Genomic DNA, 22,703 nt, shown 5'->3' on the forward strand with positions numbered 1-22,703 from the left:
GGTCACCGCAGGCCAGGGGATTTGTTCACCAAAGTTGTGCGTTTTATTGCACTTGTGCAAATTATTGTTTTTGCACGAAAATACACAAGCACTAAATATGCCAACCCGTTCATGCCGAGCGGAAGGCCCTTTTTCATTGCCCAACCACTGCCCGGACCTCTTCCCTTGACCCTTCCCATGAACACTTTGCCAACCCCCGTTTCCCCCTTCCTGGCCCTGGCGCACGCCCTGGCCGATGCGGCCCGCGTCCACTCGCTGCGGTACTTCCGCACCCCGCTGGATGTGCTGACCAAAGCGGACGAGAGCCCGGTCACCATTGCCGACCGCGAGGCCGAAGCTGCGATGCGCGCGGTGCTGCAGGCGCAGGCACCCACGCACGGCATCCTGGGCGAGGAGCATGGCCGCGAGCGGCTGGACGCCGAGTGCGTGTGGGTGATCGACCCCATCGACGGCACCAAGAGCTTCATCACCGGATCGCCGCTGTGGGGCACGCTCGTTGCACTGCTGCACCAGGGCCAGCCCGTGCTGGGGCTCATGGAGTTGCCGGTGCTGGGTGAGCGCTGGACGGGGCTGGCAGGCCAGCTGACGCTGTGCAATGGCCAGCCCGTGCGGGCCAGCGGGTGCGAGCAACTGGCGCAGGCCAGCATCTACACCACGTCGCCGGACGCCTTTGGTGTGGCCGACTGGCAGCGTTTTGACGCGCTGAGCCGCCAGTGCGCGCTGCGCCGGTTTGGCGGCGACTGCTATGCCTATGCCCAGCTGGCGGGGGGGCATGTGGACCTGGTGGTGGAGGCGGGGCTGCAGCCCTACGACTACCTCTCGCTGGTCTGCCTGGTGGAGGGCGCGGGCGGGCGCATTACCGACTGGCAGGGCCGCGCGCTCACGGTGGCATCGGATGGTCGGGTGGTGGCGGCTGCCACGCCCCAGTTGCATGCCCAGGCGCTGGCCCAACTGGCCGAAACCGCCATCGCCTAGTCGAATGCGGTGGCGCCTACACTGGGCGCACCATGTTCCGCTGGCTCCTCGTCATTCTCCTGGCCCTGATGTTCATCAGCTGGCTGTCGCCGCTGCTGCGCCGCATGGGCTTTGGGCGGTTGCCCGGGGACTTCCGGTTTCGCTGGCTGGGGCGCGATTGGGATGTGCCGCTGGCGTCCACGCTGCTGCTGAGCTTTGTGGTCAGCCTGATCACCAAGCTGTTGTAGGGCCGCCATCACCGCGGCCACTGCGCCTGCTAGCCCGCCGTCTGTAGCGCGTCCAGAAACGCCTTGCGCCACCAGTGCACGTCGTGCTCGCGGATGCGCGCCATCAGCTTCTGGTGGCGCGCCTGCCGTTCGGCCAGCGGCATCTGCAGGGCCTGCTGGATGCTGTCGGCCATGCCCTGGGGGTCGTAGGGGTTCACCAGCAGCGCTTCTTTCAACTGTTCTGCTGCACCTGCAAACCGTGACAGCACCAGCACGCCGGGGTTGTCCGGGTCTTGCGCCACCACGTATTCCTTGGCCACCAGGTTCATGCCATCGCGCAGTGGCGTGACCAGGCCCACGGCAGCGGCGCGGCACAGGCCCGGAACACGTTTGCGCGCCACCATGCGGTGGATGTAGCGCACGGGCATCCAGTCCAGTTCGCCGTAGTCGCCATTGACCGAGCCGCACAGGCCCTCCAGTTCCTGGCGCAGGTCGGCATAGGCGTGCACGTCGTCGCGGCTGGGTGAGGCGATCATGATCATCGTCGCACTGTCGCGGTTTTCGGGGTAACGATCCAGCAGCTCTCGGAATGCGCGCACGCGGTGTGGGATGCCCTTGGAGTAGTCGAGCCGGTCAATGCCCAGCAGCAGGCGCCTGCGCGAATACTCGTCGCGCATGTTCTCGTAGGTCTCCACCGCGTCGGGGGCGTGTGTGAGGCGCGTGAATTCGTCCACGTCGATGCCGATGGGAAAGGACTGCACCACCACGGTAGCCCCAAAGGCGCGCACGCGCTTTTCGTCCACCGCTTCGGCGCTGCCCTCGTTGCGAACATAGCGCGTGAAATGCGACACGTCGGCCTCGCTCTGCAGGCCCACCAGGTCGTAGGCGAACAAAGAGCGCATCAGCCACTCGTGCTGCGGAATGGCCGCCATGATGAGCGGCGGCGGCATGGGAATGTGCAGAAAGAACCCGATGCGCTGCTTGCAGCCCATGGCACGCAGCTCGGCGGCGAGGGGAATGAGGTGGTAGTCGTGCACCCAGATCACGTCGTCGTCGCGCAGCAGGGGCAGCAGCTTGCGCGCAAACATCTGGTTCACACGCCGGTAGCCTGTGATGTAGCGGGCGTTGAAGTCGGCCAGGTCCAGCCGGTAATGGAACACCGGCCACAGCACGCTGTTGCTGTAGCCGTGGTAGTAGCTGTCATGGTCTTCGCGGCACAGGTCCACGGTGGCCAGGGTGACGGCGCCGGCCTGGCGGGTGTGCAGTTCGCTCTCGCCGGGTGTGCCGTCTTCGACCACGGTGCCGCTCCAGCCAAACCAGAGTCCTCCGGTCTGGTTCAGGGCTTCGCCCAGGGCTACAGCAAGGCCACCGGCGGCGGGCTTGCGCGGATCGGCAAGGCGGTTGGAGATGACGACAAGACGGCTCATGGGGGCAATCATCCGTGCTGACCGCCCCCGGCCGGTGTCGGACAGCGCCTCAAATCACGCTGTCCCAGGGCGCTGACAGGCGCACGGCGGCATTGATCACACCCACCATCGAATAGGTCTGCGGGAAGTTGCCCCACATCTCGCGGGTTTCGGGGTGGGTGTCTTCGGACAGCAGGCCCAGCGGGTTGCGTGCGGCCAGCATGGTCTCGAAGATGGCCCGTGCCTCGGCCTTGCGGCCAATGCGCGCCAGCGCGTCGATGCGCCAGAAGGTGCAGATGTTGAAGGCCGTTTCGGGCTTGCCAAAGTCGTCGGCCGCCTCGTAGCGGCGCATGTAGGGCCCATCGCACAGACTCTTTTCCATGGCCTCCACGGTGCTCATAAAGCGTGGGTCCTTGGGGTCGATCAGGCCCACCTCGGCCATCAGCAGCACGCTGGCATCCAGCTCATGCCCGCCAAAGCTCTCGGCAAACGCCTGGCGTTCTTCGCACCACGACTTGTCGAGGATCTCGGCGCGCATGCGGTCGGCATGTTGCTGCCAGTGGCTGGCACGGTCGGCCAGCTGCAGCGTGGCGGCGATCTTGGCCAGCCGGTCGCAGGCGGCCCAGCTCATCAGTGCGGACGAGGTGTGCACCCGGGCGCGCGTGCGCAGCTCCCACATGCCGGCATCGGGCTGACCGTACACACGCACTGCGTTGTCGCCCACCTGTTCCAGCCGCTTGAATTCGGCCAGGCCCGCGCGGTGCAGCAGGCGGTGGTCATGAAAGGCCTGGGCCGCGCCCAGCACGATGTTGCCGTACACGTCGTGCTGAAAATGCTCGGCCGCTTGGTTGCCCACGCGCACCGGGCCCATGCCCCGGTAGCCCGCCAGCTGGGGCACAAAACTTTCGGGCAGGTCTTTCTCCAGCCCGATGCCATACAGCGGCTGGATGTGGCCGTCGCCGCCTTCGATCACCACATTGCTCAGCCAGCGCAGGTAGTCCTCCATGGTGCCCACCTCGGAGATGCTGTTGAGTGCGCGCACCACAAAAAAAGCATCGCGCAGCCAGCAGTAGCGGTAGTCCCAGTTGCGGCCGCTGTGGGCCGACTCAGGGATGCTGGTGGTCATGGCGGCCACGATGGCACCGGTTTCTTCGTACAGCGACAGTTTGAGCGTGATGGCCGCACGGATCACCGCGTCCTGCCATTCCAGTGGAATGGCCAGGGCGCGGCTCCAGCTGCGCCAGTAGGCCGTGGTCTCCTGTTCAAAGCGGCGGGCGGTGTCGGCAATACCGTCCACCAGCGTCTCGTCGGCGCCCAGCAGAAAGTTGTGTTCGCGCGTGAGCACAAACGCCTGGCCCGACAGCACATGCGACACCGGTGCATCGGTGGACAGGCGCAGCGTCATGCTCTCGCCCACGTAGCGGATGTGGTTGCTGCCGCGCGTGATCTCGGGGGTGGTCTGGCCCCAGTCGTAGCGCACCTTGAGCGCCACCCGGATGCGCGGCGACCCCTGGATGGGGCGTACCCGGCGTACCAGCGTCATGGGCCGGAAGTAGCGTGACCGGCTGTAAAAGCGTGGCGCAAAGTCGGTGATCTCGATGCCGTGGCCCGCCTTGTCGAACAACTGCGTGCGCAGGATGGCGGTGTTCGGCTCGTACCACTGGTGGGCCGATGCCAGGTCTTCCAGTTCGATCGCAAAGTGGCTGCCCTCATCCCCGGGCTGCAGCAGGGCGTTGAACACCGGGTCGCCATCAAAGCGCGGCAGGCAGCACCACACCATGCGGGCATGGTCGTCGATCAGTGCGCTGATGGCGCAGTTGCCGATCATCCCGAGGTTGAGCGAGCCCGTCTGGGGGTGTGTGGCGGCTGTGTTCATCGTTCGCGCTCCAGCGTTGTGCGTGCAGACGACAACCAGCCCCGCAGTGCGGCCGATGTCATGCAGCGGTGTTGTGCCATGGTGGGCCCTTCGCCCACCTTGATGCCCCAGCCGCCGAGCGTCTGCACAGCGGCAAAGCCGGCCTCGTCGGTGACGTCATCGCCCACAAAGACCGGCGTGCGGCCCACAAAGGGTGGCTGTGTCATGAAGTCGACGATGGCCTGGCCTTTGTGAACGCCACGGGGTTTCACTTCAAAGACGCATTTGCCACGCAGCAGTTCCACACCTTCCACCTCGCGCATGGCCCGCACCAGCGTGTCATGGCACAGGGATTCGAGGTGGGGCGCCTGGCGGTAGTGCAGGGCCACGCTCGCACGCTTGGTCTCCACCAGCAGGCCGGGGTGCCGTGCTGCAAGGTCTTGGGCGGCCTGTAACACGGGCTCCAGGGCGGGTGGTTCGGTGGCGGGAACGGAAGTCTCACCCAGGCGGTATTGGGCCCCATGTTCGCTCGCCAGCGGCAGGCGCAGTGGCGCCAGAAATCCGTCGATGTCCGCCTCGGGCCTGCCAGTCACGATGGCCAGCGCGCCGCCTAGCTGGGTATGCAGCGATGACAGCGTGGGAATCAGCCCCGACGCGATGCGCACCGCCTCGGGGCGCGGTGCCAGCTCGGTGAGCGTGCCATCGAAGTCGAGAAAAAGCGCATGGGCAGTTGTCAGTGTGGGGAGCAGCTGCATGCACGAAACCATAGCAGACGCCGCAATGCAGATATGGCGACCAGGGGGATTCTGGGCTGGTAAACGCGCGCAAGGTTTGCGACCTCTTGAAACGGAGAGCCAGTGCCGCAATGTGTTCAGAGATCCCAATGCCCCCGCCACGCCATGACCGAAGCCCTGCACATCGTCTGCCCCCATTGCCACACCACCAACCGCGTGCAGAGCGCCGACCTGGGCAGCGCGCCCGACTGTGGCCAATGCCATCAGCCCCTGTTTGCTGGGGCGCCGCTGGAGCTGGATGCCACCAGCTTTGACAAGCATGTGGTGCGCAGCCACATCCCGGTGCTGGTGGATTTTTGGGCCCCGTGGTGCGGTCCCTGCCGCCAGATGGCGCCCGCCTTTGCGCAGGCTGCCCGTGAGCTGGAACCCCGCGTGCGCCTGGCCAAGCTCAACACCGAAGACCAGCAGGCCATTGCGGCGCGCTATGCCATCCGTAGCATTCCGACCATGATCCTGTTCCAGCAGGGGCGTGAGGTGGCGCGCATTTCGGGCGCGCTGGGGGCGGCGGACATCGTGCGCTGGGTGCGTACCGTGGTGGGGTGATTGGGAACGACTTGGCAGGTTTTGAAGCGTTTTAGGCCGCAAGCGCTAGTTGAATATGCCTTGAGTGCTATCGAAATGGTAGCTGTTGATCCCGCGCAGACGGGTTCTTCAACGAATCCCAAGCGCCCGGTCCAGCGACACGTTGCCGGCACCGCGCCCCACCAGGTACAGCATCAGCCCCGCCCATGACAGGTGGGTGGGCCAGGCGTCCGGGTAGACAAACAGCTGAATTGTCAGCGTCATGCCCAGCAGCGCCAGGGCCGACAGGCGTGTGAACAGGCCCAGCACCAGCAGCACCGGAAACAGGTGCTCGGCCACGGTGGCCATCTGCGCCGCCAGCTCGGGCGGCAGCACGGGCAGCTTGTACTCGTCGCGGAACAGCGTGTAGGCGCTGTCGGAGATGGTGAACCAGCCATCGACCTTGGTGCGGGCCGACAGCCAGAAGATGCCTGCAATGGCCACGCGGTTGACCAGTGCCAGCAGGCTGTGCGGGGTGAGCCAGGTGGCTGCATCGGCCAGGCGCGCCCACAGCATGCGCGGGCCTGTGGCGGGGGGCGTGGGGACGTGGGTGGCCGGGGTGTTGGGGATGTGCATGGTGGGCTCCTCAGCCGGTGTGGGCGGTGTGTGGGTTGGTGGTCGTCAAGGCGCCCGCGTCGAGCAGGCTGGTCATCAGGGCGGCAAAGTCGGTCGCCGGGTCGGCCTCCAGGGAGCGGGTGGCGGCAGTCTCCAGCGGCAGGCCTTGGGCGCAGGCGTCCAGAAACGCCACGCCGGCGCGGGAAAGGGGCCGCCATATCACTTCCGCATGGGGCCGGGTGAGCAGTGCGCCGTCGCCGTGCCAGTCCAAGGCACCGGGCAGGGCCAGGCCCTCGCGGTGGTGGTGCCACAGCGCATAGGCTGGAAAGTCTTCACACCAGGCCCAGCGCGCGGCGGGGTGCGGCTGCAGTGATGCGTGGGGCAAGGTGTCAGGGGCCTGCTGTGCCAGCCAGTGGCGGTCCACGGCGGTGGCGTCTGCCGCCAGATGGCATGCGGTCCAGCAGCGGTCAAGGCTTGCCACGGCGCTCAGGTAGGGCAGTTCGGCCGCCGGTGCAAAACCGGCCAGAAAGTCGGCAAACCCCGCGCCATAGTCCACCAGCAGGCCGTCACGCGGCGGCTGCGCGCGGGCAAACACCGCCGCAGCGGCGCGGAACCAGTCTTCGCCCACCAGCTGGCACACCGTGGGGTAATTGGCCTGCAGCGCATCAATGCAGCCCTTGAGCACGGTGTTGCGGTACACGGCAAAACCGGGCTGAGCTTCCAATGCAGACAGCCACGGTGCATCTGCTGCCTGGCCGAGCAACGCGGCAGAGAAGCCGTCCTGAAAGGTGCTCAGCGGCATGCAACCTCCCGGGGCTGTGCATGGGCGAGCGCGCGGTGGGCCTGCTCCCGCTCGGCCAGCAGTTCATTGAAGGTAGGCAACTGGTCGTCGCGTTCGATCAGGGTGGGCACGGGGCCGGTGCGCGCCATCACCTGCTCGTACAGCGCCCATACCGCTGGCGCGATGGGCGCATCGTGGCTATCGATCAGCAGAGCATTGCCATGCACCGGGTCGGCATGGTGGCCTGCCAGGTGGACCTCTGCCACGGCGTGCAGAGGGAAGGCGTCGAGGTAAGCCTGCGCGCTAAATCCCAGGTTGTTGGCGCTGATGTACACGTTGTTCACGTCCAGCAGCAGGGTGCAACCAGTGCGCAGCACCAGCTCGGCCAGAAAATCGGTTTCCGCCCAGTCGTGGCCGTCGATGTGCAGGTAATGCGTGGGGTTCTCGATGGCAATGGGGCGTTGCAGCACGTCCTGCGTGCGGGCGATGTTGCCGGCGATGCGGTGCAGTGCCGCGTGCGTGCGTGGAAACGGCAGCAGGTCGGGCAAGTACTGCCCGCGCCAGGTGGACCAGGCCAGGTGCTCTGAAATGATGGCGGGCTCCACGCGCCTTGCGAGGGCGGCCAGGCGCGCCAGGTAGGCCTCATCGGGCGGCGCATCGGCCGCGAGCGACAGTGACACGCCATGCAGTGCCACTGGGTGGCGCGAGCGGATGGCTTCGAGCCAGGCCAGGCGCGGGCCGCCGTCGGCCAGGTAGTTCTCGGGGTGCACCTCCCACCACAGGCCGGGGGCAGTGCATCGCAGCGCCTCGTCGTAGTGCTGGGGCTTGAGACCCAGGCCGGCGGTGAGAGGGGATGCCATGGTCAGCTCTTCATGGGCGTCAGCATGCCCATGCCCTTGGGCGTCTTGATGGTGGTGCAGGTGCCTGCGGGCACAAACTTCCAGGCGTTGCCCTGGTAGTCCATCTTGGACGTGCCCGCGCAGGTGGTGCCGGGACCTGCGGCGCAGTCGTTCTTGCCAGCCATCGAGACGCCGTAGCACTTCTCCATGGCAGGCTTGGCGCCGTCCATGGGGGCGGCGTTGGTTTGGGCCATGGCGGCGCCAGAGGTCAGGGCAACAAGTGCGAGGGCGCCGAGGCTGAGGGTGCGAGTGGTCATGGTACGGTTCTCCGAGGGTTGGATAAAGGTTGAATCCGACCGGGTGGCGGCACTGAGGTCGCATTGAGTGGCCCGATCTGCGTTGTAATTCGGGCTGTGCAGCAGGCGGGTTACAGCACTGCTAAAAAAATCGTGGCGGCGTTGCGCAAATATTTTTTGTGTTGCGTGTAACCCATTGGCCCCGGCATACGAATTCCTTGCAGGGAGACACCATGGAGATAGTGGAAGAGCGCCTGCGCGGCTTGCTGATGCAGGGGCTGGATGCCGATGCAGCCGCTTACCAGCGTTTTTTGAAGGAGCTGAGCGCCCACCTGCGCGCCTTCCTGCGCCGCCGCCTGGCGCAGCGGCCCGATGAGGTGGAAGACCTGGTGCAGGAGACGCTGCTGGCCGTGCACAACCAGCGCCACACCTACCGGCCCGAGATGCCGGTGACGGCCTGGGCGCACGCGATTGCGCGCTACAAGCTCATCGACTGGCTGCGCTCGCATGCCGTGAAGGAGGGTCGCAACGACCCGCTGGACGATGCCGACGAGTTGTTTGCCACCAGCGACAGCGAGGCCGCGGAAGCCCGGCGGGACCTGGGGCAACTGTTGCGCACGTTGCCAGACAAGCAGCGGCTGCCCATTGAGTATGTGAAGCTGGAAGGGTTGTCGGTGGTCGAGACGGCGCGCCTCACGGGGTTGTCGGAGTCGGCCGTCAAAGTCGGCGTGCACCGGGGGCTCAAGGCCCTGGCCGCCAAGATCAGGGGAATGGCATGAAAACCGATGAATTGATCCACCTGCTGGCCACCGATGACCGGCCGGTGCAGCCCGCCGCTATTGAGCGACGGTTTGCTGTCGCCAGCGCTGTGGGCATTGCCGGTGCCGGGGTGCTGATGCTGGCCCTGTTCGGTCTGCGCCCTGACCTGCTGGCGACCATGGCGTTGCCCATGTTCTGGGGCAAGCTGGTGTTTGCGGCCGCCCTGGCAGCCGCTGGCCTGGCGCTGCTGCGCCGCATGGCCCGCCCGGGCATGCCGCTGGGCCTCGCAGCCCTGTGGCTGGCGGTGCCGCCGCTGGTGCTGTGGGCCATGGCCCTGGGGGCTCTGTGGCAGGTGCCGGCGACGGAGCGTGTGCCGCTGATTCTGGGCAGCACCTGGCGGACTTGTCCCTTCAATATCGCCTTGCTGTCGGTCCCGGCGTTCGTTGGAGGCTTCTGGGCGCTCAAGGGCGCTGCGCCCACGCGGCTGGCGTGGGCAGGAGCGGGCGCTGGCTTGCTGGCAGGCGCGCTGGGGGCGCTGGTGTATGCCCTGCATTGCCCCGAGATGGCCACCCCGTTTTTGGCGGTGTGGTATCTGGCGGGCATGGCCATACCGACTGCTTTGGGGGCTGTGCTGGGGCCGCGTCTGCTGCGCTGGTAGCGCTGGTGGGGGAATGGAGCTTCAGGCGCTGACACGCTTGTTGTACGCGCGGAACACTGTGTCCAGCGTCCAGCCCAGCGATTCGTAGAGCTTTTGCGCCGTGGTGTTGGTGTGGGCCGTGGTCAGGTCCATGCGCACCTTGCCATGGGCGCGGGCCGTCGCTTCTGCCGCCAGCAGCAAGCTGCGCCCGGCCCCTGTCTTGCGCGCTGCGGGCGCCACGAACAGGTCGTACAGCGTGTAGATGGGCGCTGCCTCCACCGAGCAGAACGTGGGGTAGAGCTGGCAAAAGCCCACCGCTGCCTGTGCCCCATCCATCGCAAGCAAGATCACGGACTCCTCGCGTTCCAACCGCTCTGCAATGAAGGCCCTCGCTCCGGCCAGGTCTGGTGCCTGTTCGTAGAACTGCCGGTAGGCATCCAACAGCGGCGCGATGGTGTCGGCGTCTGCCGGGGTGGCGGGTCGGATGTGCACAGAGGTCATGGAGGCGTCGTGATCGCAAAATAGCCAAGAGGCGCACCCTTCCCAGGGTGCGAGCGGACGCGGATTGTAGGGAGGGTTGGACCGATCTTGGCGACGCAGCGCACGCGGTCAGGTGGTAGCGCCGTGCGCCTGGGTGTGCAGCCACTGCGCCACCGCCTCGACCCGTGCCTGGTGGATCAGCGCACCCACCTGCGGGCCGCTCTGGCCCTTGGCGGCGGCCTGGGCCGCAATCTCGCGCGTGACGACCGATTGGACGGCGGCCAGCACGGCCAGCAGGCGGGGGCGCTGTGGATACGCGGACTCTTCAAACCCCAGCCGCCCGCGCGCATCGCACTCGCAGGCCAGTAGAACCTCGGCAAAACGCTCGGGCTTGCGGATGGCGTCGCAGCGCTCCAGCAGGCGCACCAGGGCAGCGGCGGAGAGGTCGGCGCTGCGGTGGATGTGCCCGTGTTCGCGCGCCACCACTTCGGCGGTCTCGCGGCAGTCCACGGGCACGCGCAGGCGCTCGGCCACGTCTTTCAGCAGCTCGGCACTGCGCTCCTCATGCCCGATGTGGCGCGGCAGTACATCGGCGGCCGTGGTGCCCTTGCCCAGGTCGTGCGCCAGGCAGGCAAAGCGCACGGTGAGTGGCGCCTGCAGCCGCGCAGCCATGTCCAGCACCATCATCAGGTGCACGCCGGTGTCCACCTCGGGGTGGTACTCGGCCCGCTGGGGCACGCCCCACAGGCGCTCCACCTCGGGCAGCAGCACGGCCAGCGCGCCACACCCGCGCAGCACCTCGAACATGCGCGAGGGTTGTGCTTCCATCAGCCCGCGCGCCAGCTCTTGCCACACGCGCTCTGCCACCAGGTGGTCCACCTCGCCATGCGCGACCATCTCGCGCATCAGCTGCATCGTCTCGGGCGCCACCGTGAAGTCGGTGAAGCGCGCAGCAAACCGCGCCACGCGCAGGATGCGTACCGGGTCTTCGCGGAAGGCATCGGTCACATGGCGCAGCACGCGCGCACGGAGGTCTTTTTCGCCGTGGTAGGGGTCAAAAAGGCGGGTGGCGCCGGATTCATCTGTGCTGGATGCTATTGAATTAATAGTTAGGTCGCGGCGCGAGAGGTCTTCCTCCAGCGTCACATCGGGCGAGCTCTGCACCACAAAGCCCCGGTAGCCGCGCCCGCTCTTGCGCTCGGTGCGGGCCAGCGCGTATTCCTCGCGTGTTTCGGGGTGCAAGAAGACGGGGAAGTCGCGCCCCACGGGCAGGTAGCCTTGCGCCAGCATCTGCCCAGGCGTCGCGCCCACCACCACCCAGTCGTGGTCATTCACCGGTCGGCCCAGCAGCTTGTCGCGGACCGCGCCGCCCACCATATAGATTTGCATCGGCGTAGTTTAGGACGAGGGTCGTATAGTCCCGCCACCATGTCCCTATCGTCCGACCTCACCATTGCCCAGCTCAACCCCGACGGCAGCGTTCCTGTGCCCCAGGCACCAGACGCCGCTGCCAATGCGGCCGCCGAGGCCCTGCAGCGCGAGGCGCAATTCGAGGCCCTGAAGGCCCAGGTGGAGGCGCTGCAGGAGATCCTGGCCAAGCCGCTCAACGACATCCTGGCTGAACACGACAAGTTCAAGGAGGTGGCGGCCGCATGGGATTCCTTCGGCGCTATGTGGATGCTGTCGCAGCGCGCCATGCGCCGCGTGGCGATGGACCTTGCAGCCACCCAGGGCGTGAGCGAGGAGGATGTGGTGGCCCGCGCCATGGCCTACGCGAACCAGGTGCTCAACACCGAGGACGAAGACCTGGGCGGCACCATCGCCCCCGCCCAGTTGGCCCACATCGCGCGGCACAAGGCGTTCTTGCGCAAGCAGTTCCGGTAACGGGGCTGCACGGCCCCGCCGGGTCAGCGGAACACGGGGCGGAAAAAACTCCGCTCATAACTCACGATGCACCCCGTTTCCTCGGCGTAGCGGAACGCCGCCTGGCACTCTTCATCCTGCATCGATCGCTCGCGGTACACCTCGTAGGCCGCGAGGCTCTCGAACGTGAACAGCGCCAGCGCGATGTTGTTGGCGCCCTCGCTCGGCATGAAGTAGCCGTGGTGCTGGCCGCCGAACTTCTCGACCAGCGGAATCCACAGTTTTCCGTAGTGCTCAAACTCTTTCAGCTTGCTGGTGTTGAGCACATAGCGCAGGTAGATGGTGACGGCCATGGTGGTGCTCAGCCTTCGGTATGGCGCAGGCGGTAGGGCTCTTCGAAGTCCAGAAAGTCCTTCTCGGCCAGAGCCTCGTCGATCCAGGCCTGCACGCCGGGCAGGGCGCGCACGCGATCCACATAGGCCTGGATGGTCGCAGGCACGGGCAGGGCGTAGGTATGCAGGCGCATGCAGACGGGGGCAAAGTAGGCGTCGGCCGCGGTGAATTCACCAAACAGCAGCGGACCGCCGTGCTCTTGCAGCAGCGCACTCCACATCTCCACCAGGCGCTGCACGTCGGCGCGCACGCCAGCCTGGTCGCGCCAGATCAGGGCGCCGGTGTCGGCAAGGTTCGCTTCGATGTTCATGGGGCAGTGGCTGCGCAGGGCGGTGAAACCGCTGTGCATCTCGGCGCAGACGCTGCGGGCGCGTGCGCGGGCCTTGGCGTCGGTGGGCCAGAGCTTTTTGTCGGAGTGGGTTTCGGCCACGTACTCCGCAATCGCCAGGGTGTCCCACACCACCAGGTCGCCGTCCACCAGCACGGGCACTTTGGCCGTGGGGCTCACGGCCCCGATGGTGCGCTTGAATTCCGACTGCGCGTCAAAGCTGTCAAAGCGCACGCGCACTTCTTCAAAGACGATGCCCGCCTGCTTGAGCAGCACCCAGGGGCGCATGGACCAGGACGAGTAGTTCTTGTTGCCGATGTAGAGCTTGAGCATGTTGGGCACCTGAGATGAAGAGGTCAGCCCGCCATGCTAGCGGCTGCCGGGCGCGTCGGCGATGCCAAAAACTGGCCTGAATGATGCGCTGCCGGCATCACAGGGCATCGTGCAGGTCTGCCTGGCCGGGGATCAGATGGGCCAGACCACGCCGTTGTCGTTCAGGATGGCGTCGAGTGGCAGGTCGAACTCCTCGGGCTCGAAGTCGTCCAGGTAGCCATGGGTGAAGCCCAGGCCCACTGTGAACGGCTTGGGCTGCAGCGTCGCCAGCGTGCGGTCGTAAAAGCCGCCGCCATAGCCCAGCCGGTAGCCACCCGGTGCGTAGCCCACGCAGGGCACAAACAGCAGCGTGGGCACGATGACCTCGGTGTCCTTGGGCTTGGGGATGCCATAGGCGTCCTCTTCCATGGGGCAGCCGGGGTACCAGGCGTGGAAGGTGAGGGTCTTGTGCTGCTTGTTGACCACCGGCAGGCCGATGCGGCGGCGCAGGGGTTCGTCCAGCAGCTCGCCGTCTTCCTTCCAGCGGTGCAGGGCGGGCAGGGGGTCGAACTCGCCCTTGATGGGCCAGTAGGCGCCGATCACCGTATCCGGCCGGTTCACCAGCCAGATGCGCATCACCTGCTGTAACAGGTCGGCCCGCTGTAGGCGGTCGGGCAGGTTGAGGCGTTCTTCTATCAATGTGCGCCGAAGGGCTGCTTTGTCCATCAGATAATTCCCCCATGCAATTTCTCAGAGCGATTCTGACACCCCTTGTGGCCGCCACCCTGCTGGCCGCCACCGCGCCCCTTGTCATGGCGCAAAACCGTGGTGACGATACCCTGCTGGAGATGCAGCAGGCGTTCCGCAAGGGCGACCGCAACAAGCTCGCGCAGCTGCTGCCTGCGGCACGCGGCCATGCGCTCGAGCCCTGGGCCGCCTACTGGGAGCTGCGCGTGCGTCTGGGCGAGGCCTCGCCACAGGAGATTCAGGCCTTCATGCAGCGCTACGCCGGCACCTACCAGGAAGACCGCCTGCGCAACGACTGGCTGCTGCTGCTGGGCCAGCGGCGCGACTGGGGCCAGTTTGCCGACCAACACCCCAGCTACCGCATGTCGGACGACCGCGAAGTGCGCTGCTACGCGCTGCTGATCGACCAGATCAAGGGCACGGCACCGGCCACCGTGGCCGAGGACGTGCGCAGCAACTGGTATGCGATCCGCGACGCCGACGATGGCTGCACCCACGCCGCGCGCGAGCTGTATGGCTACAAGAAGCTCTCGGCCCTGGACGTGTGGCGCAAGGCCCGCCTGGGCGTGGAGGCCAACCGCCCCCGCGTGGTGCGCTCGGCGGTCGAGATCGTTTCGCCCGAATCGCTGCCGCAGCTCAAGGATGTGCTCGATGCGCCCAGCAAGTATCTGCTCTCGCGCGCCACGGCGGCCGGCAAGGCCCGGCAAGAGTTGGTGCTGCTCGCCCTGTTGAAGCTGGCCACCAGCGACCCGGACGGCGCGGCCTACCAGCTGGAGAACAAATGGGGCGTGCACCTCTCGGCCGAAGAGCGCAACTGGGCCTGGGGCGTGATCGGCAAGACCGCTGCGCAGAAACTGGCCAGCAACGCCCACGGCTATTTCGCCAACGTGACCAAGGACAGCGACCTCAACGACGACCTGCTGGGCTGGAAGGTGCGTGCCGCCTTGCGCGCCGGCCAGTGGAAGGCCGTGGGCAAGGCGGTGGATGCCATGGGCCCTGAAGGCCGCCAGGACAGCACCTGGGTGTACTGGAAGGCGCGCTCGCTGCTGGCGGGCCGCGTGAGCGATGCCGAACGCGCCGAAGCCCGGCAACTGCTCGAAGGCATTGCCGGAACGCGCGGCTTCTATGAGCAGCTGGCGCTCGAAGAGCTGGGCCAGCGCATCACCACGCCCCCCGCTCCCGCGCCCCTCACCGCCGAAGAAAAGGCCGTCGCCCGCGCCAACCCGGGGCTCAACCGCGCCCTGTACGCCATCCTGCTGGGCCTGCGCAGCGAAGGCGTGCGCGAGTGGAACTACACCACCAACCTGCACCAGAGCGGCGGCATGCCCGACCGCGAACTGCTGGCCGCCGCCGACTTCGCCTGCCAGCGGGAGGTGTGGGACCGCTGCATCAACACCAGCGAACGCACCAAGGGCGTGGTGGACGTCACGCAGCGCTTTCCCATGCCGTTTCGCAGCACCGTGGTGGAGCGTGCCCAAGGCATCGGCATCGACCCGGCCTATGTGTACGGCCTGATCCGCCAGGAAAGCCGTTTTGTGATGGATGCCCGCTCGCATGTCGGGGCCTCGGGCCTCATGCAGGTGATGCCCGCCACGGCCCGCTGGACGGCCAAGAAGATTGGCCTCACCAACTTCACGCCCGACCAGATCACCGACCGCGACACCAACATCACCATCGGCACGGCCTACCTCAAGCTGGCGCTGGACGACTTTGCGGGCTCCATGCCCATGGCCGCAGCCGCCTACAACGCGGGCCCTGGCCGTCCACGCAGCTGGCGCAACGGCCCGGTGCTGGACGCCGCCATCTGGGCCGAGAACGTGCCCTTTGCCGAGACGCGCGACTATGTGAAGAAGGTGCTGTCCAACACCACCAACTATGCAGCCATCCTCACCGGCCTGCCCCAGTCGCTCAAGAGCCGCCTGGGCACCATTGGCCCCCGCGACGCGAACCTGCCCGAGGTGAACAAGGACTTGCCCTGAGGCCCTGTTGCTCGCCAGGCGGAGGCGAGAGGTATCTGGATTGCTATCAATAGAGGAGCTGAAGGCGCATATTCAACTAGCGCCTCAGCGGGGTTTTATTCAAAAAGAGAGGGTGTGATGGGCAAACTGGCATGGATGGCCTGTGTGGCCACAATGGCCGCGGCAGCGGCGTGGAGCGTGGGCGCGCAGGCGCAACCCGTGTACAAATGGGTGGATGCCGAGGGCAAGACCCACTACGGCTCACAGCCCCCGCCCGCCAAGCAGGATGCCGAGCCGCTGAAGCTGCAGAGCAACAACGGCACCAGCGGGGGCAGCGGCTCTTCCTCTGGCAGCAAGGGCACCGGCGCCAAGGCGGGCCAGCAGTACAACCCCGATGGCACCAAGAAGGTCTCCAAGGACGTTGAGGAGTTTGGCGAAGGGCTCAAGAAATCGCTGGGCACGGTGGACAGCCAGCAGGTCCCCCTGAACTGCGCCGTGGCCGTGGACAACATCCACTACCAGGCCGACCTGATGCTGGAAGTGGGCCAGAAGAACGTGCGGGACGGCTACATGACCCAAGCGGCTTTCGATGCCACGGCACCCAAGATCCGCGAAGCCAAGGGCAAATACAGCGTGTCCGACTGCCAGGGCGCATCGGGCAACAAGAAGTCGTTTTACCAGTGCATGTCCAGCAGCAAGAACCACGTGACGGGCTGCGACAAGCAATACAAACACTGACGGCGTTGTGCTGATCCGCCCAGGCGCTTTGCGCCAGTGGCGGGGTCCCTCCGTCAGGGCACGCACTGGCACCCAGTCATGCCGAGGCGTCAGGCCTCACACGTTGTGCAGCACCTCGCCCTGGCGCGCAGCGGCGCCTGTCCGCACCAGTTCATCTGCCAGGCTCTGCAGCCATTCGGCCTCGGTCTGCGTGGCAAAGTGCCGTGCACGCAGCATGCCGAAATACGGCGTGGCCTGCGCCCAGGCCGTGAGGTCGGGGATGCCGATCTGCTGCCATTCGAGCAGCTTGTACTTGAGCAGCACCTTGGCCGCATAGAGCGCGTGCTTGCCCGGGTTGCGCACAAAACCATCCAGGCGGCGGCGGGCGCCGTCGATGGCGCGCGGAGCGTCGGCAAACACGGGGCCATGGCCGGGGATGACGACCTGGGGCGACAGCGCCTCAATCAGGTCCAGCGTGGCACCCACCTGGGCAAAGGCATCGTCGCCCTCCAGCTCCGGGAACACCACGCCAAAGCCGTTTTCCCATAGGGCATCGGCTGAGATCAGCACGCGGCCCTGGGGCTCGAACAGCACTACCGAATGGGGGTCGTGCCCGGGCGCGGCGTGCACCTGCCAGGGCTTGTCGCCCAGCAGCACACACGAGCCCGGCACCAGCAGCGTGTCGGCCCGAAAGGGCGGACACTCCTGCCCGGTGGGCGTGTAGCTCAGTGCGTAGGCATCCCACTGGCGCACATGGTCGGCTTGGCCGGGCGGGATGGCGGTGAGCACGCTGGGCCAGGCTTTTTGCAGTGCGGCATTGCCGCCGCAGTGGTCGCTGTGCAGGTGGGTGTTGAGGATCCGGTCCAGCGCGCGGTCCTGCAGCGTGCCGCGCACCAGGTCCACGGTCTGATCGGCATGGCTGCAGTAGCCGGTGTCCACGATGGCCGTGTCGTGCTGACCGATGAAGAGGATGTTGTTGGCCGACAGCCAGCCGCGTTCGAGGACGGTGATTTCGGGGGGCAGGAGGTCGTGGGGCTCGGAGCTGGGCATGGGGGCAGGCAATAGGTGAAGCCCCAGCGTACCCCAGGTGTGCCTTGCCAGACGTTCTCCAAAACCCGTAACGCCTGGCCCGTGGCGGGCCTGGCGCGTTTCACAACGTCAGAACCTCAGAAGGTCACGCCCGCCACCAGGATCACGTTGGCGTACGGTGTGCACTCGCCCGTGCGCACCATCACGCGGGCTTGCTGCGTCAGGCGCTTGAAGTCCTCGTGCGAAACCGCCTGGGGAGTGACTGGCAGTTGGCACCAGCTGGGCAACTGGCCGCCGTTACGTTCCACCGCCTCGGTGGCGATCACGGCCTTTTCGACCTGCATTTCTTCCAGCACCACGCGCAGCGCATCGGCCACGGCGGGGATGCCGGGCGTGAGCGCCAGGTCGATACGGCGCGGGCCGTTGGGGATCGGCAGGCCCACGTCGCCAATCACCAGCATGTCGCCGTGGCCCAGGGTGGCGATGGCGTGGGAGAGTTCGGCGTGCAGCAGGGCGGTGCGTTTCACAAGGGGCTCCAGGCGGGCGGTTGGGGGCTGTGCGCCACGGCGGCGCGGGTGGGGATGGAGGGCTGGGCGCCGGGCTGGGTGACGCACAGCGCCGATGCGCGGATGCCTTCGCGCACGGCAGCGTCCAGCGGCTCGCCGCGTGCCAGCGCCACGGCCAGCGCGCCGAGGAAGGTGTCACCAGCGGCCGTGGTGTCCACGGCCTTCACGACGAGGCCCGGGTGGTAGCGGTTGCCTGCGGCGTCGGCGGCTACGGCGCCTGCCGCGCCCAGGGTCACCACCACCTGGGCGGGGCCCTTGGCGCGCAGGGCTTGTGCGGCCTGCGCGGCATCGGCGGGCGTGGTCACGTTCTGGCCCGCCAGCGCAGCGGCTTCCACCTCGTTCACGACCAGCGTGTGAACCCGCGGCCACAGGGCCTCGGGCAGGGGCTGGATGGGCGAGGGGTTGAGCACCACGGGGCAGCCAGCGGCATGCGCCATCTCGGCCGCGGCCAGCACCTGGGGCAGGGGTGTTTCAAACTGCAGTACCAGGCCGCCTGCGCCTTGCAGCGCTTTGCCCAGCGCGGCGGCATCCAGCACAAAGTGGCCATTGGCGCCGGGCACGACCACGATACGGTTTTGCCCCGTCGCTTCTACCGTGATGGCGGCCACGCCGGTGGTGGTTGCAGTGTCGGTCTGCACGCCGCTGTGGTCGATGCCGTCAGCGTCCAGCCCCGCACGCAGGGTGTGGCCGTAGCCGTCGTCGCCCACGCGGCCGAACAAGGCCACCCGGGCGCCCTGGCGCGCGCAGGCCACGGCCTGGTTGCCGCCTTTGCCGCCGGGCACCAGGTGCAGGGCGTCGGCCAGCACGGTTTCGCCGGGGCCGGGTGCGTGTTGCACCTGCAGCACCAGGTCCATGTTCAGGCTGCCGACAACGGCGATGCGGGGCGTGTTGTTCGTGCTCATGCCGCACCTCCGGGCGCATGGGCCGTGGAGGCGCGCACGCGCAGCTCGGGCTGCAGCATCACCTTGCGTGCGTCCTGGCGCTTGCCGTCGATGCGCTCCAGCAGCATGTCCACGGCCAGCGCGCCGATGCGCTGCTTGGGCTGTGCCACGGTCGTCAGAGGCGGACTGGTGAAGGCGGTGAGTTCGATGTCGTCAAAGCCCACGATGGACAGTGCCTCGGGCACGCGCAGGTCGCGCTCGTGCGCGGCGCACAGCGCGCCCATGGCCATGAGGTCGTTACAGACGAAGACGGCAGTGGGCGGCTCGGGCGCGCGCAGCACGGCGTGCATGGCTTCGTAGCCGCCCTGGCTCGTGAAGTTGCCGTGCCACAGCAGGCCCTCGCCGGTACCGCAGCCCGCGTCGGCCAGCGCGGTGCGCCAGCCGGCAATGCGTTGCTCGCTGGGGGCAATGCCCTCGGGGCCGCCAATGCAGGCAATGCGGCGGTGACCCAGCGACAGCAGGTGGCGCGTGGCCAGCAGGCCGCCCTGCATGTGGGCGGTTTCCACCAGGTCGCAGGGTTGTTGTTCGGCGATGTCGATTTCGCGGTCCACCAGCACGGTGGGGATGGACAGGCCTGCGAGCTGCGTGGCCAGCGTGGCGTCATGCCCGGTAGAGACCACGATCAGCCCGTCGATGCGCCGCTCGGCCAGCACCTGCAGGTAGGTGCCCTGGCGGTGCGCCTCGTCATTGGTGTTGCACAGGATGACGTTGTAGCCCGCGCCAAAGCAGCGGTCTTCCACGCTGTGCACGATCTCGGCAAAGTAGGGGTTGGAGCTGTTGGGGATCAGCATGCCCAGCGTGCGCGTGTTGTTGCTCTTGAGGCTGCGCGCGATGGCGCTGGGCACGTAGCCCAGAGCGCGGATGGCGGCCTCGACGCGCTCGCGGCCCTCGGGGCTCACGCGGCGCGTGCCGTTGACCACGTGCGACACCGTGGTGACGGACACCTCGGCGTGGCGCGCAACGTCCTTGATAGTAGCCATGCAAAAAGAAGAATGAGGTCGTGGTTGGTGGGGCGGCTGGATGCGGGTTCAGTCTCTCAGACCTTGGCGCGGCGCTGGCGCAGCGTGTCCACAATGACGGCCGCCACGATCACAAAACCCGTGATGATGCGCTTGCTGGGCTCGCTCGCGCCCACCTGGGCCAGGCCTGCCTCGAGCACCGCGATGATGAGCACGCCAAACGCGGTGTTGACTACCGAGCCGCGCCCGCCCATCAAGCTGGTGCCGCCAATCACCACGGCGGCAATCACCTGCAGCTCCATGCCGGTGCCCGCGTTGGGGTCGGCGGCTTCGAGCCGGGCCGACTGCATCAGGCCCGCCAGGCCCGCGAGCAGGCCGGTCATGGCAAACACGATCACTCGGATGGGGCGCGGGTCCACACCGGCCAGGCGCATCGCTTCTTCGTTGGTGCCGATGCCCACCACGCAGCGGCCAAACACCGTGCGCGACAGCACCAGCTGCGCCACCACCACCAGCACCACGGCCAGCAAGAAGGCGAACGAGATGCCGCCAAAAAACGGCGCCGACAGCCACGAGATCGCATCGCCCACATACTGCGTGCGCGAGTCGGTCACCACATAGGCGCTGCCGCGCACGGCTTCGAGCATGCCCAGCGACACGATGAACGAGGGCAGCCGCCATGCGACAGAAATCATGCCGGTGATGGTGCCGCACACCAGGCCCGTGGCCAGGGCCAGCGCGGCGGCGGCGGGTACCGTCCAGCCCCACTGCAGGATGGCGGCGGCCGAGGTGGCGGCGGCCAGCGCCATCACCGAGCCCACCGACAGATCGATGCCCGCAATGATGAGCACAAAGGTCATGCCCACAGCCATCACGGCCAGGGCCGGGATTTCATTGGCGATGGTGATGAAGGTCTCGGCGCTCCAGAAGTATTCGGACAGTGACGAGAACAGCCCCACCATGCCCGCCAGCACGGCCATCAGGCCCAGGTAGGTGCCTAGCTGGCTGCGCCAGACCGAGGCGGAGGAAGGCGCCGCAGCGGGCGCGGCAGATGCGGTGGGGGCGTTCATGCGGTGACAGGAGAAGGGGTTGAAGGGGGGGGGCTGGTGTGTGGGCGCCCGCCGGGCTCGGAGAATGCGGCGGCCAGCAGCGATTGCTCGGACCACTCGCCGCGCTCGAACACGGCCACCAGGCGGCCCGCGCTCATCACGCCGATGCGGTCGGCCATGGCCATGAGCTCGCGCAGGTCGGACGACACCATGAGAAGCGCGCGGCCCTCGGCGGCCATCCGGTCCAGCTCGCCATACAGCTCGGCGCGCGCGCCCACGTCCACGCCGCGCGTGGGTTCATCGAGCAGCAGCACGCGGCCTTCGCGGTGCAGCCAGCGGGCGAACACCACCTTTTGCTGGTTGCCGCCCGAGAGTTGCCCTACGGGTTGTTCCGGGCCGTGGCAGCGCACGCGCAGGGTGCGGATGAAGCCCTGCACCAGACGGCTTTCGAGCCCGCGCTGCAGCCAGCCGCCGCGCGACACGGCCGACAGGTCGGACAGTGTGGCATTGATGCGGATGGGCTGCGACAGCAGCAGGCCCTGGGATTTGCGGTCTTCGGTGACCAGGCCGACTCCGGCGGCAATGGCCTGCAGCGGCGACGCAAAGCCCCGCTGCCAGGTGCGGGGCGCCGTGGTGGTAGGTGCTTCTGCTATGTTTTGTGTAGCTGCTAGCGCTTGTCCAGAAAGCGATGGAGCCTGTTTTTGTTCAAAATCCGGGTGCAATGTGACGCTGCCCCGGTCTGCACGGTCGGCGCCAAACAGCAGGCGGACCAGCTCGGTGCGGCCCGATCCGACCAGCCCGGCAATGCCAAAGATCTCGCCCGCGCGTAGCTCCAGGCTCACGTCCTGCACGGCGGTGCCCCGGCCCAGGCCTTCGGCGCTCATCACCGCGGGGCCCACAGGGCGGCGCGGGCGGTGGTCCAGGTCGCTCACCACGCGGCCCACCATGCGCTGCACCAGGTCGTCTTCGCTCATGCCGGCCATGGGGCGCACATCCACCAGGCGGCCGTCGCGCAGCACGGCCACGCGGTCGGCAATGCGGCGCAATTCTTCGAGCCGGTGCGACACGTAGATGATGGCCACGCCGCGTGCAGTGAGGTGCGCAATCTGCTCAAACAGGTAATTGGTCTCGCGCGGCGTGAGCATGGCCGTGGGCTCGTCGAGCACCAGGATGCGCGTGTCGTCCTGCAGGTTGCGCGCAATCTCCACCATCTGCTGCTGGCCGATACCCAACTGTGAGACCGGTGTGCCGGGGTCGATGGTATCGAGCCCGATCTTGGCCAGCTGCGCACGGGCGGCGGCGTGCAGCACATCGCGCTGCAGCCAGCCGAGGCGGTGCGGCAGGCGGCCCATCAACAAATTCTCGGCCACGGTGAGCGTGGGCACCAGGCCCAGCTCCTGCATCACCATGCGCACGCCGTGGCGCTCGGCATCGCGGCGCGACGTGGGGGCGTAGGCCTGCCCCGCCAGCAACATGCCGCCGCGTGTGGGCTGCTCCAGCCCGCAGAGGATCTTGGACAGCGTGCTCTTGCCCGCGCCGTTCTCCCCAGTCAGCGCCAGCACCTCGCCCGCAAACAGCTCCACATTCACGCCATCGAGCACGGTGGCGGTGTAGTCCTTGCCTACTGCCTGGATGGCGAGCAGGGGCGTACGTGGTGAGTCGGGTGACGGGGTGGGCATGGCGGCGTGTGCGGTTTT

General features: G+C 67.2%; 26 protein-coding genes. 8 read left to right on the forward strand and 18 right to left on the reverse strand.

The features are described from left to right. Nucleotides 1-177: 177 nt before the first annotated feature. Together hisN and C8C96_RS07115 are read left to right on the forward strand one after the other, a co-directional pair. Nucleotides 178-975, forward strand: coding sequence for a histidinol-phosphatase (hisN, locus tag C8C96_RS07110; protein WP_121941881.1), 798 nt, complete (start codon nt 178-180; stop codon nt 973-975). 32 nt (nt 976-1,007) lie between these two features. Continuing rightward, complete coding sequence (locus C8C96_RS07115; protein WP_056745516.1) at nt 1,008-1,202, forward strand: DUF2905 domain-containing protein; 195 nt, start codon at nt 1,008-1,010, stop codon at nt 1,200-1,202. A 29-nt stretch (nt 1,203-1,231) separates the two neighbouring features. On the opposite strand, the gene otsA is transcribed toward C8C96_RS07115, so the two are convergent. Genes otsA through otsB form a run of 3 tightly spaced genes read right to left on the reverse strand, consistent with a single transcriptional unit; the run spans nt 1,232 to nt 5,197 of the window. Beyond that, entirely contained in the window at nt 1,232-2,608 is a 1,377-nt protein-coding gene (gene otsA / locus C8C96_RS07120; RefSeq protein WP_108498523.1) for an alpha,alpha-trehalose-phosphate synthase (UDP-forming), read from the reverse strand. 49 nt (nt 2,609-2,657) lie between these two features. Continuing rightward, entirely contained in the window at nt 2,658-4,463 is a 1,806-nt protein-coding gene (locus C8C96_RS07125) for a glycoside hydrolase family 15 protein (RefSeq protein WP_121941882.1), read from the reverse strand. Next, entirely contained in the window at nt 4,460-5,197 is a 738-nt protein-coding gene (otsB, locus tag C8C96_RS07130; protein WP_121941883.1) for a trehalose-phosphatase, read from the reverse strand. The genes C8C96_RS07125 and otsB overlap by 4 nt, the downstream gene beginning before the upstream one ends. 144 nt (nt 5,198-5,341) lie before the next feature. Between otsB and trxC the strand changes: the two genes are divergently transcribed. Then, on the forward strand, nt 5,342-5,779 hold the full coding sequence (gene trxC, locus C8C96_RS07135) for a thioredoxin TrxC (protein ID WP_108498515.1): 438 nt from the start codon (nt 5,342-5,344) through the stop codon (nt 5,777-5,779). 108 nt (nt 5,780-5,887) lie between these two features. Here trxC and C8C96_RS07140 read toward each other — a convergent pair whose 3' ends face one another. From C8C96_RS07140 to C8C96_RS07155, 4 genes are read right to left on the reverse strand one after another with little or no spacing between them, the layout of a single operon-like run. Beyond that, nucleotides 5,888-6,373, reverse strand: coding sequence for a DoxX family protein (locus tag C8C96_RS07140; RefSeq protein WP_056059550.1), 486 nt, complete (start codon nt 6,371-6,373; stop codon nt 5,888-5,890). Nucleotides 6,374-6,383: 10 nt separating this feature from the next. Beyond that, a complete protein-coding gene (locus C8C96_RS07145) occupies nt 6,384-7,154 on the reverse strand; it encodes a DNA-binding domain-containing protein (protein ID WP_121941884.1) in 771 nt (256 codons plus the stop codon). Continuing rightward, complete coding sequence (locus tag C8C96_RS07150; RefSeq protein ID WP_121941885.1) at nt 7,145-7,993, reverse strand: DUF692 domain-containing protein; 849 nt, start codon at nt 7,991-7,993, stop codon at nt 7,145-7,147. The genes C8C96_RS07145 and C8C96_RS07150 overlap by 10 nt, the downstream gene beginning before the upstream one ends. Before the next feature lie 2 nt (nt 7,994-7,995). Further along, nucleotides 7,996-8,289: a DUF2282 domain-containing protein gene (locus C8C96_RS07155; protein ID WP_056059544.1), complete on the reverse strand. Its 294-nt coding sequence runs from the start codon at nt 8,287-8,289 to the stop codon at nt 7,996-7,998. A gap of 212 nt (nt 8,290-8,501) precedes the next feature. On the opposite strand from C8C96_RS07155, the gene C8C96_RS07160 reads away from it, so the two are divergent. Both C8C96_RS07160 and C8C96_RS07165 read left to right on the forward strand, forming a co-directional pair. Then, nucleotides 8,502-9,047: a sigma-70 family RNA polymerase sigma factor gene (locus C8C96_RS07160; protein ID WP_056059542.1), complete on the forward strand. Its 546-nt coding sequence runs from the start codon at nt 8,502-8,504 to the stop codon at nt 9,045-9,047. Further along, nucleotides 9,044-9,685: a DUF1109 domain-containing protein gene (locus C8C96_RS07165; protein ID WP_121941886.1), complete on the forward strand. Its 642-nt coding sequence runs from the start codon at nt 9,044-9,046 to the stop codon at nt 9,683-9,685. The genes C8C96_RS07160 and C8C96_RS07165 overlap by 4 nt, the downstream gene beginning before the upstream one ends. Nucleotides 9,686-9,706: 21 nt before the next feature. Here C8C96_RS07165 and C8C96_RS07170 read toward each other — a convergent pair whose 3' ends face one another. Next, nucleotides 9,707-10,165, reverse strand: a complete 459-nt coding sequence (locus C8C96_RS07170) for a GNAT family N-acetyltransferase (protein WP_121941887.1) — start codon at nt 10,163-10,165, stop codon at nt 9,707-9,709. A gap of 108 nt (nt 10,166-10,273) precedes the next feature. Continuing rightward, entirely contained in the window at nt 10,274-11,533 is a 1,260-nt protein-coding gene (locus tag C8C96_RS07175; RefSeq protein WP_121941888.1) for a multifunctional CCA addition/repair protein, read from the reverse strand. A gap of 39 nt (nt 11,534-11,572) precedes the next feature. On the opposite strand from C8C96_RS07175, the gene C8C96_RS07180 reads away from it, so the two are divergent. Next, on the forward strand, nt 11,573-12,028 hold the full coding sequence (locus tag C8C96_RS07180; protein ID WP_121941889.1) for a hypothetical protein: 456 nt from the start codon (nt 11,573-11,575) through the stop codon (nt 12,026-12,028). A 23-nt stretch (nt 12,029-12,051) separates the two neighbouring features. Here C8C96_RS07180 and C8C96_RS07185 read toward each other — a convergent pair whose 3' ends face one another. The 3 genes from C8C96_RS07185 to C8C96_RS07195 form a co-directional block, all read right to left on the reverse strand. Further along, nucleotides 12,052-12,360 (reverse strand): NIPSNAP family protein, encoded by a 309-nt coding sequence (locus C8C96_RS07185; RefSeq protein WP_121941890.1) that lies wholly within the window; start codon nt 12,358-12,360, stop codon nt 12,052-12,054. A gap of 8 nt (nt 12,361-12,368) precedes the next feature. Beyond that, complete coding sequence (locus C8C96_RS07190; RefSeq protein WP_121941891.1) at nt 12,369-13,061, reverse strand: glutathione S-transferase family protein; 693 nt, start codon at nt 13,059-13,061, stop codon at nt 12,369-12,371. A 132-nt stretch (nt 13,062-13,193) separates the two neighbouring features. Then, entirely contained in the window at nt 13,194-13,766 is a 573-nt protein-coding gene (locus tag C8C96_RS07195) for a 5-formyltetrahydrofolate cyclo-ligase (RefSeq protein ID WP_056059531.1), read from the reverse strand. A 14-nt stretch (nt 13,767-13,780) separates the two neighbouring features. Between C8C96_RS07195 and C8C96_RS07200 the strand changes: the two genes are divergently transcribed. Then, on the forward strand, nt 13,781-15,766 hold the full coding sequence (locus tag C8C96_RS07200; protein WP_121941892.1) for a lytic transglycosylase domain-containing protein: 1,986 nt from the start codon (nt 13,781-13,783) through the stop codon (nt 15,764-15,766). A 117-nt stretch (nt 15,767-15,883) separates the two neighbouring features. Continuing rightward, a complete protein-coding gene (locus C8C96_RS07205; protein ID WP_121941893.1) occupies nt 15,884-16,483 on the forward strand; it encodes a DUF4124 domain-containing protein in 600 nt (199 codons plus the stop codon). A 96-nt stretch (nt 16,484-16,579) separates the two neighbouring features. On the opposite strand, the gene C8C96_RS07210 is transcribed toward C8C96_RS07205, so the two are convergent. From C8C96_RS07210 to C8C96_RS07235, 6 genes are all read right to left on the reverse strand, one after another. Continuing rightward, nucleotides 16,580-17,512 carry an MBL fold metallo-hydrolase gene (locus C8C96_RS07210; RefSeq protein WP_121941894.1) on the reverse strand — a complete coding sequence of 311 codons (933 nt, stop codon included), beginning with the start codon at nt 17,510-17,512 and terminating at the stop codon, nt 16,580-16,582. A gap of 116 nt (nt 17,513-17,628) precedes the next feature. After that, entirely contained in the window at nt 17,629-18,018 is a 390-nt protein-coding gene (rbsD, locus tag C8C96_RS07215) for a D-ribose pyranase (RefSeq protein WP_121941895.1), read from the reverse strand. Further along, a complete protein-coding gene (gene rbsK / locus C8C96_RS07220; protein WP_121941896.1) occupies nt 18,015-18,959 on the reverse strand; it encodes a ribokinase in 945 nt (314 codons plus the stop codon). Before rbsK ends, rbsD begins: the two co-directional genes overlap by 4 nt. Beyond that, entirely contained in the window at nt 18,956-19,978 is a 1,023-nt protein-coding gene (locus tag C8C96_RS07225) for a LacI family DNA-binding transcriptional regulator (RefSeq protein ID WP_063459936.1), read from the reverse strand. Before C8C96_RS07225 ends, rbsK begins: the two co-directional genes overlap by 4 nt. Before the next feature lie 56 nt (nt 19,979-20,034). Continuing rightward, nucleotides 20,035-21,027 (reverse strand): ABC transporter permease, encoded by a 993-nt coding sequence (locus C8C96_RS07230; RefSeq protein ID WP_121941897.1) that lies wholly within the window; start codon nt 21,025-21,027, stop codon nt 20,035-20,037. Continuing rightward, nucleotides 21,024-22,685: a sugar ABC transporter ATP-binding protein gene (locus C8C96_RS07235; RefSeq protein WP_121941898.1), complete on the reverse strand. Its 1,662-nt coding sequence runs from the start codon at nt 22,683-22,685 to the stop codon at nt 21,024-21,026. The genes C8C96_RS07230 and C8C96_RS07235 overlap by 4 nt, the downstream gene beginning before the upstream one ends. Nucleotides 22,686-22,703 lie beyond the last annotated feature (18 nt).

Source organism: Acidovorax sp. 100 (genome assembly GCF_003688355.1).
In the GTDB taxonomy this organism is placed as follows: domain Bacteria; phylum Pseudomonadota; class Gammaproteobacteria; order Burkholderiales; family Burkholderiaceae_C; genus Acidovorax; species Acidovorax delafieldii.

Bases quoted from the DNA above. Each gene is read 5' to 3' on its own strand.
- C8C96_RS07175 (WP_121941888.1), bottom strand. From the start codon at position 11,533: ATGCAAATCTATATGGTGGGCGGCGCGGTCCGCGACAAGCTGCTGGGC.
- C8C96_RS07235 (WP_121941898.1), bottom strand. From the start codon at position 22,685: ATGCCCACCCCGTCACCCGACTCACCACGTACGCCCCTGCTCGCCATC.
- C8C96_RS07140 (WP_056059550.1), bottom strand. From the start codon at position 6,373: ATGCACATCCCCAACACCCCGGCCACCCACGTCCCCACGCCCCCCGCC.
- C8C96_RS07170 (WP_121941887.1), bottom strand. From the start codon at position 10,165: ATGACCTCTGTGCACATCCGACCCGCCACCCCGGCAGACGCCGACACC.
- C8C96_RS07205 (WP_121941893.1), top strand. From the start codon at position 15,884: ATGGGCAAACTGGCATGGATGGCCTGTGTGGCCACAATGGCCGCGGCA.
- C8C96_RS07190 (WP_121941891.1), bottom strand. From the start codon at position 13,061: ATGCTCAAGCTCTACATCGGCAACAAGAACTACTCGTCCTGGTCCATG.
- C8C96_RS07200 (WP_121941892.1), top strand. From the start codon at position 13,781: ATGCAATTTCTCAGAGCGATTCTGACACCCCTTGTGGCCGCCACCCTG.
- C8C96_RS07210 (WP_121941894.1), bottom strand. From the start codon at position 17,512: ATGCCCAGCTCCGAGCCCCACGACCTCCTGCCCCCCGAAATCACCGTC.
- C8C96_RS07150 (WP_121941885.1), bottom strand. From the start codon at position 7,993: ATGGCATCCCCTCTCACCGCCGGCCTGGGTCTCAAGCCCCAGCACTAC.
- C8C96_RS07160 (WP_056059542.1), top strand. From the start codon at position 8,502: ATGGAGATAGTGGAAGAGCGCCTGCGCGGCTTGCTGATGCAGGGGCTG.
- trxC (WP_108498515.1), top strand. From the start codon at position 5,342: ATGACCGAAGCCCTGCACATCGTCTGCCCCCATTGCCACACCACCAAC.
- hisN (WP_121941881.1), top strand. From the start codon at position 178: ATGAACACTTTGCCAACCCCCGTTTCCCCCTTCCTGGCCCTGGCGCAC.
- C8C96_RS07155 (WP_056059544.1), bottom strand. From the start codon at position 8,289: ATGACCACTCGCACCCTCAGCCTCGGCGCCCTCGCACTTGTTGCCCTG.
- C8C96_RS07195 (WP_056059531.1), bottom strand. From the start codon at position 13,766: ATGGACAAAGCAGCCCTTCGGCGCACATTGATAGAAGAACGCCTCAAC.
- C8C96_RS07225 (WP_063459936.1), bottom strand. From the start codon at position 19,978: ATGGCTACTATCAAGGACGTTGCGCGCCACGCCGAGGTGTCCGTCACC.
- rbsK (WP_121941896.1), bottom strand. From the start codon at position 18,959: ATGAGCACGAACAACACGCCCCGCATCGCCGTTGTCGGCAGCCTGAAC.
- C8C96_RS07185 (WP_121941890.1), bottom strand. From the start codon at position 12,360: ATGGCCGTCACCATCTACCTGCGCTATGTGCTCAACACCAGCAAGCTG.
- C8C96_RS07115 (WP_056745516.1), top strand. From the start codon at position 1,008: ATGTTCCGCTGGCTCCTCGTCATTCTCCTGGCCCTGATGTTCATCAGC.
- otsB (WP_121941883.1), bottom strand. From the start codon at position 5,197: ATGCAGCTGCTCCCCACACTGACAACTGCCCATGCGCTTTTTCTCGAC.
- C8C96_RS07145 (WP_121941884.1), bottom strand. From the start codon at position 7,154: ATGCCGCTGAGCACCTTTCAGGACGGCTTCTCTGCCGCGTTGCTCGGC.
- C8C96_RS07125 (WP_121941882.1), bottom strand. From the start codon at position 4,463: ATGAACACAGCCGCCACACACCCCCAGACGGGCTCGCTCAACCTCGGG.
- C8C96_RS07180 (WP_121941889.1), top strand. From the start codon at position 11,573: ATGTCCCTATCGTCCGACCTCACCATTGCCCAGCTCAACCCCGACGGC.
- C8C96_RS07165 (WP_121941886.1), top strand. From the start codon at position 9,044: ATGAAAACCGATGAATTGATCCACCTGCTGGCCACCGATGACCGGCCG.
- C8C96_RS07230 (WP_121941897.1), bottom strand. From the start codon at position 21,027: ATGAACGCCCCCACCGCATCTGCCGCGCCCGCTGCGGCGCCTTCCTCC.
- otsA (WP_108498523.1), bottom strand. From the start codon at position 2,608: ATGAGCCGTCTTGTCGTCATCTCCAACCGCCTTGCCGATCCGCGCAAG.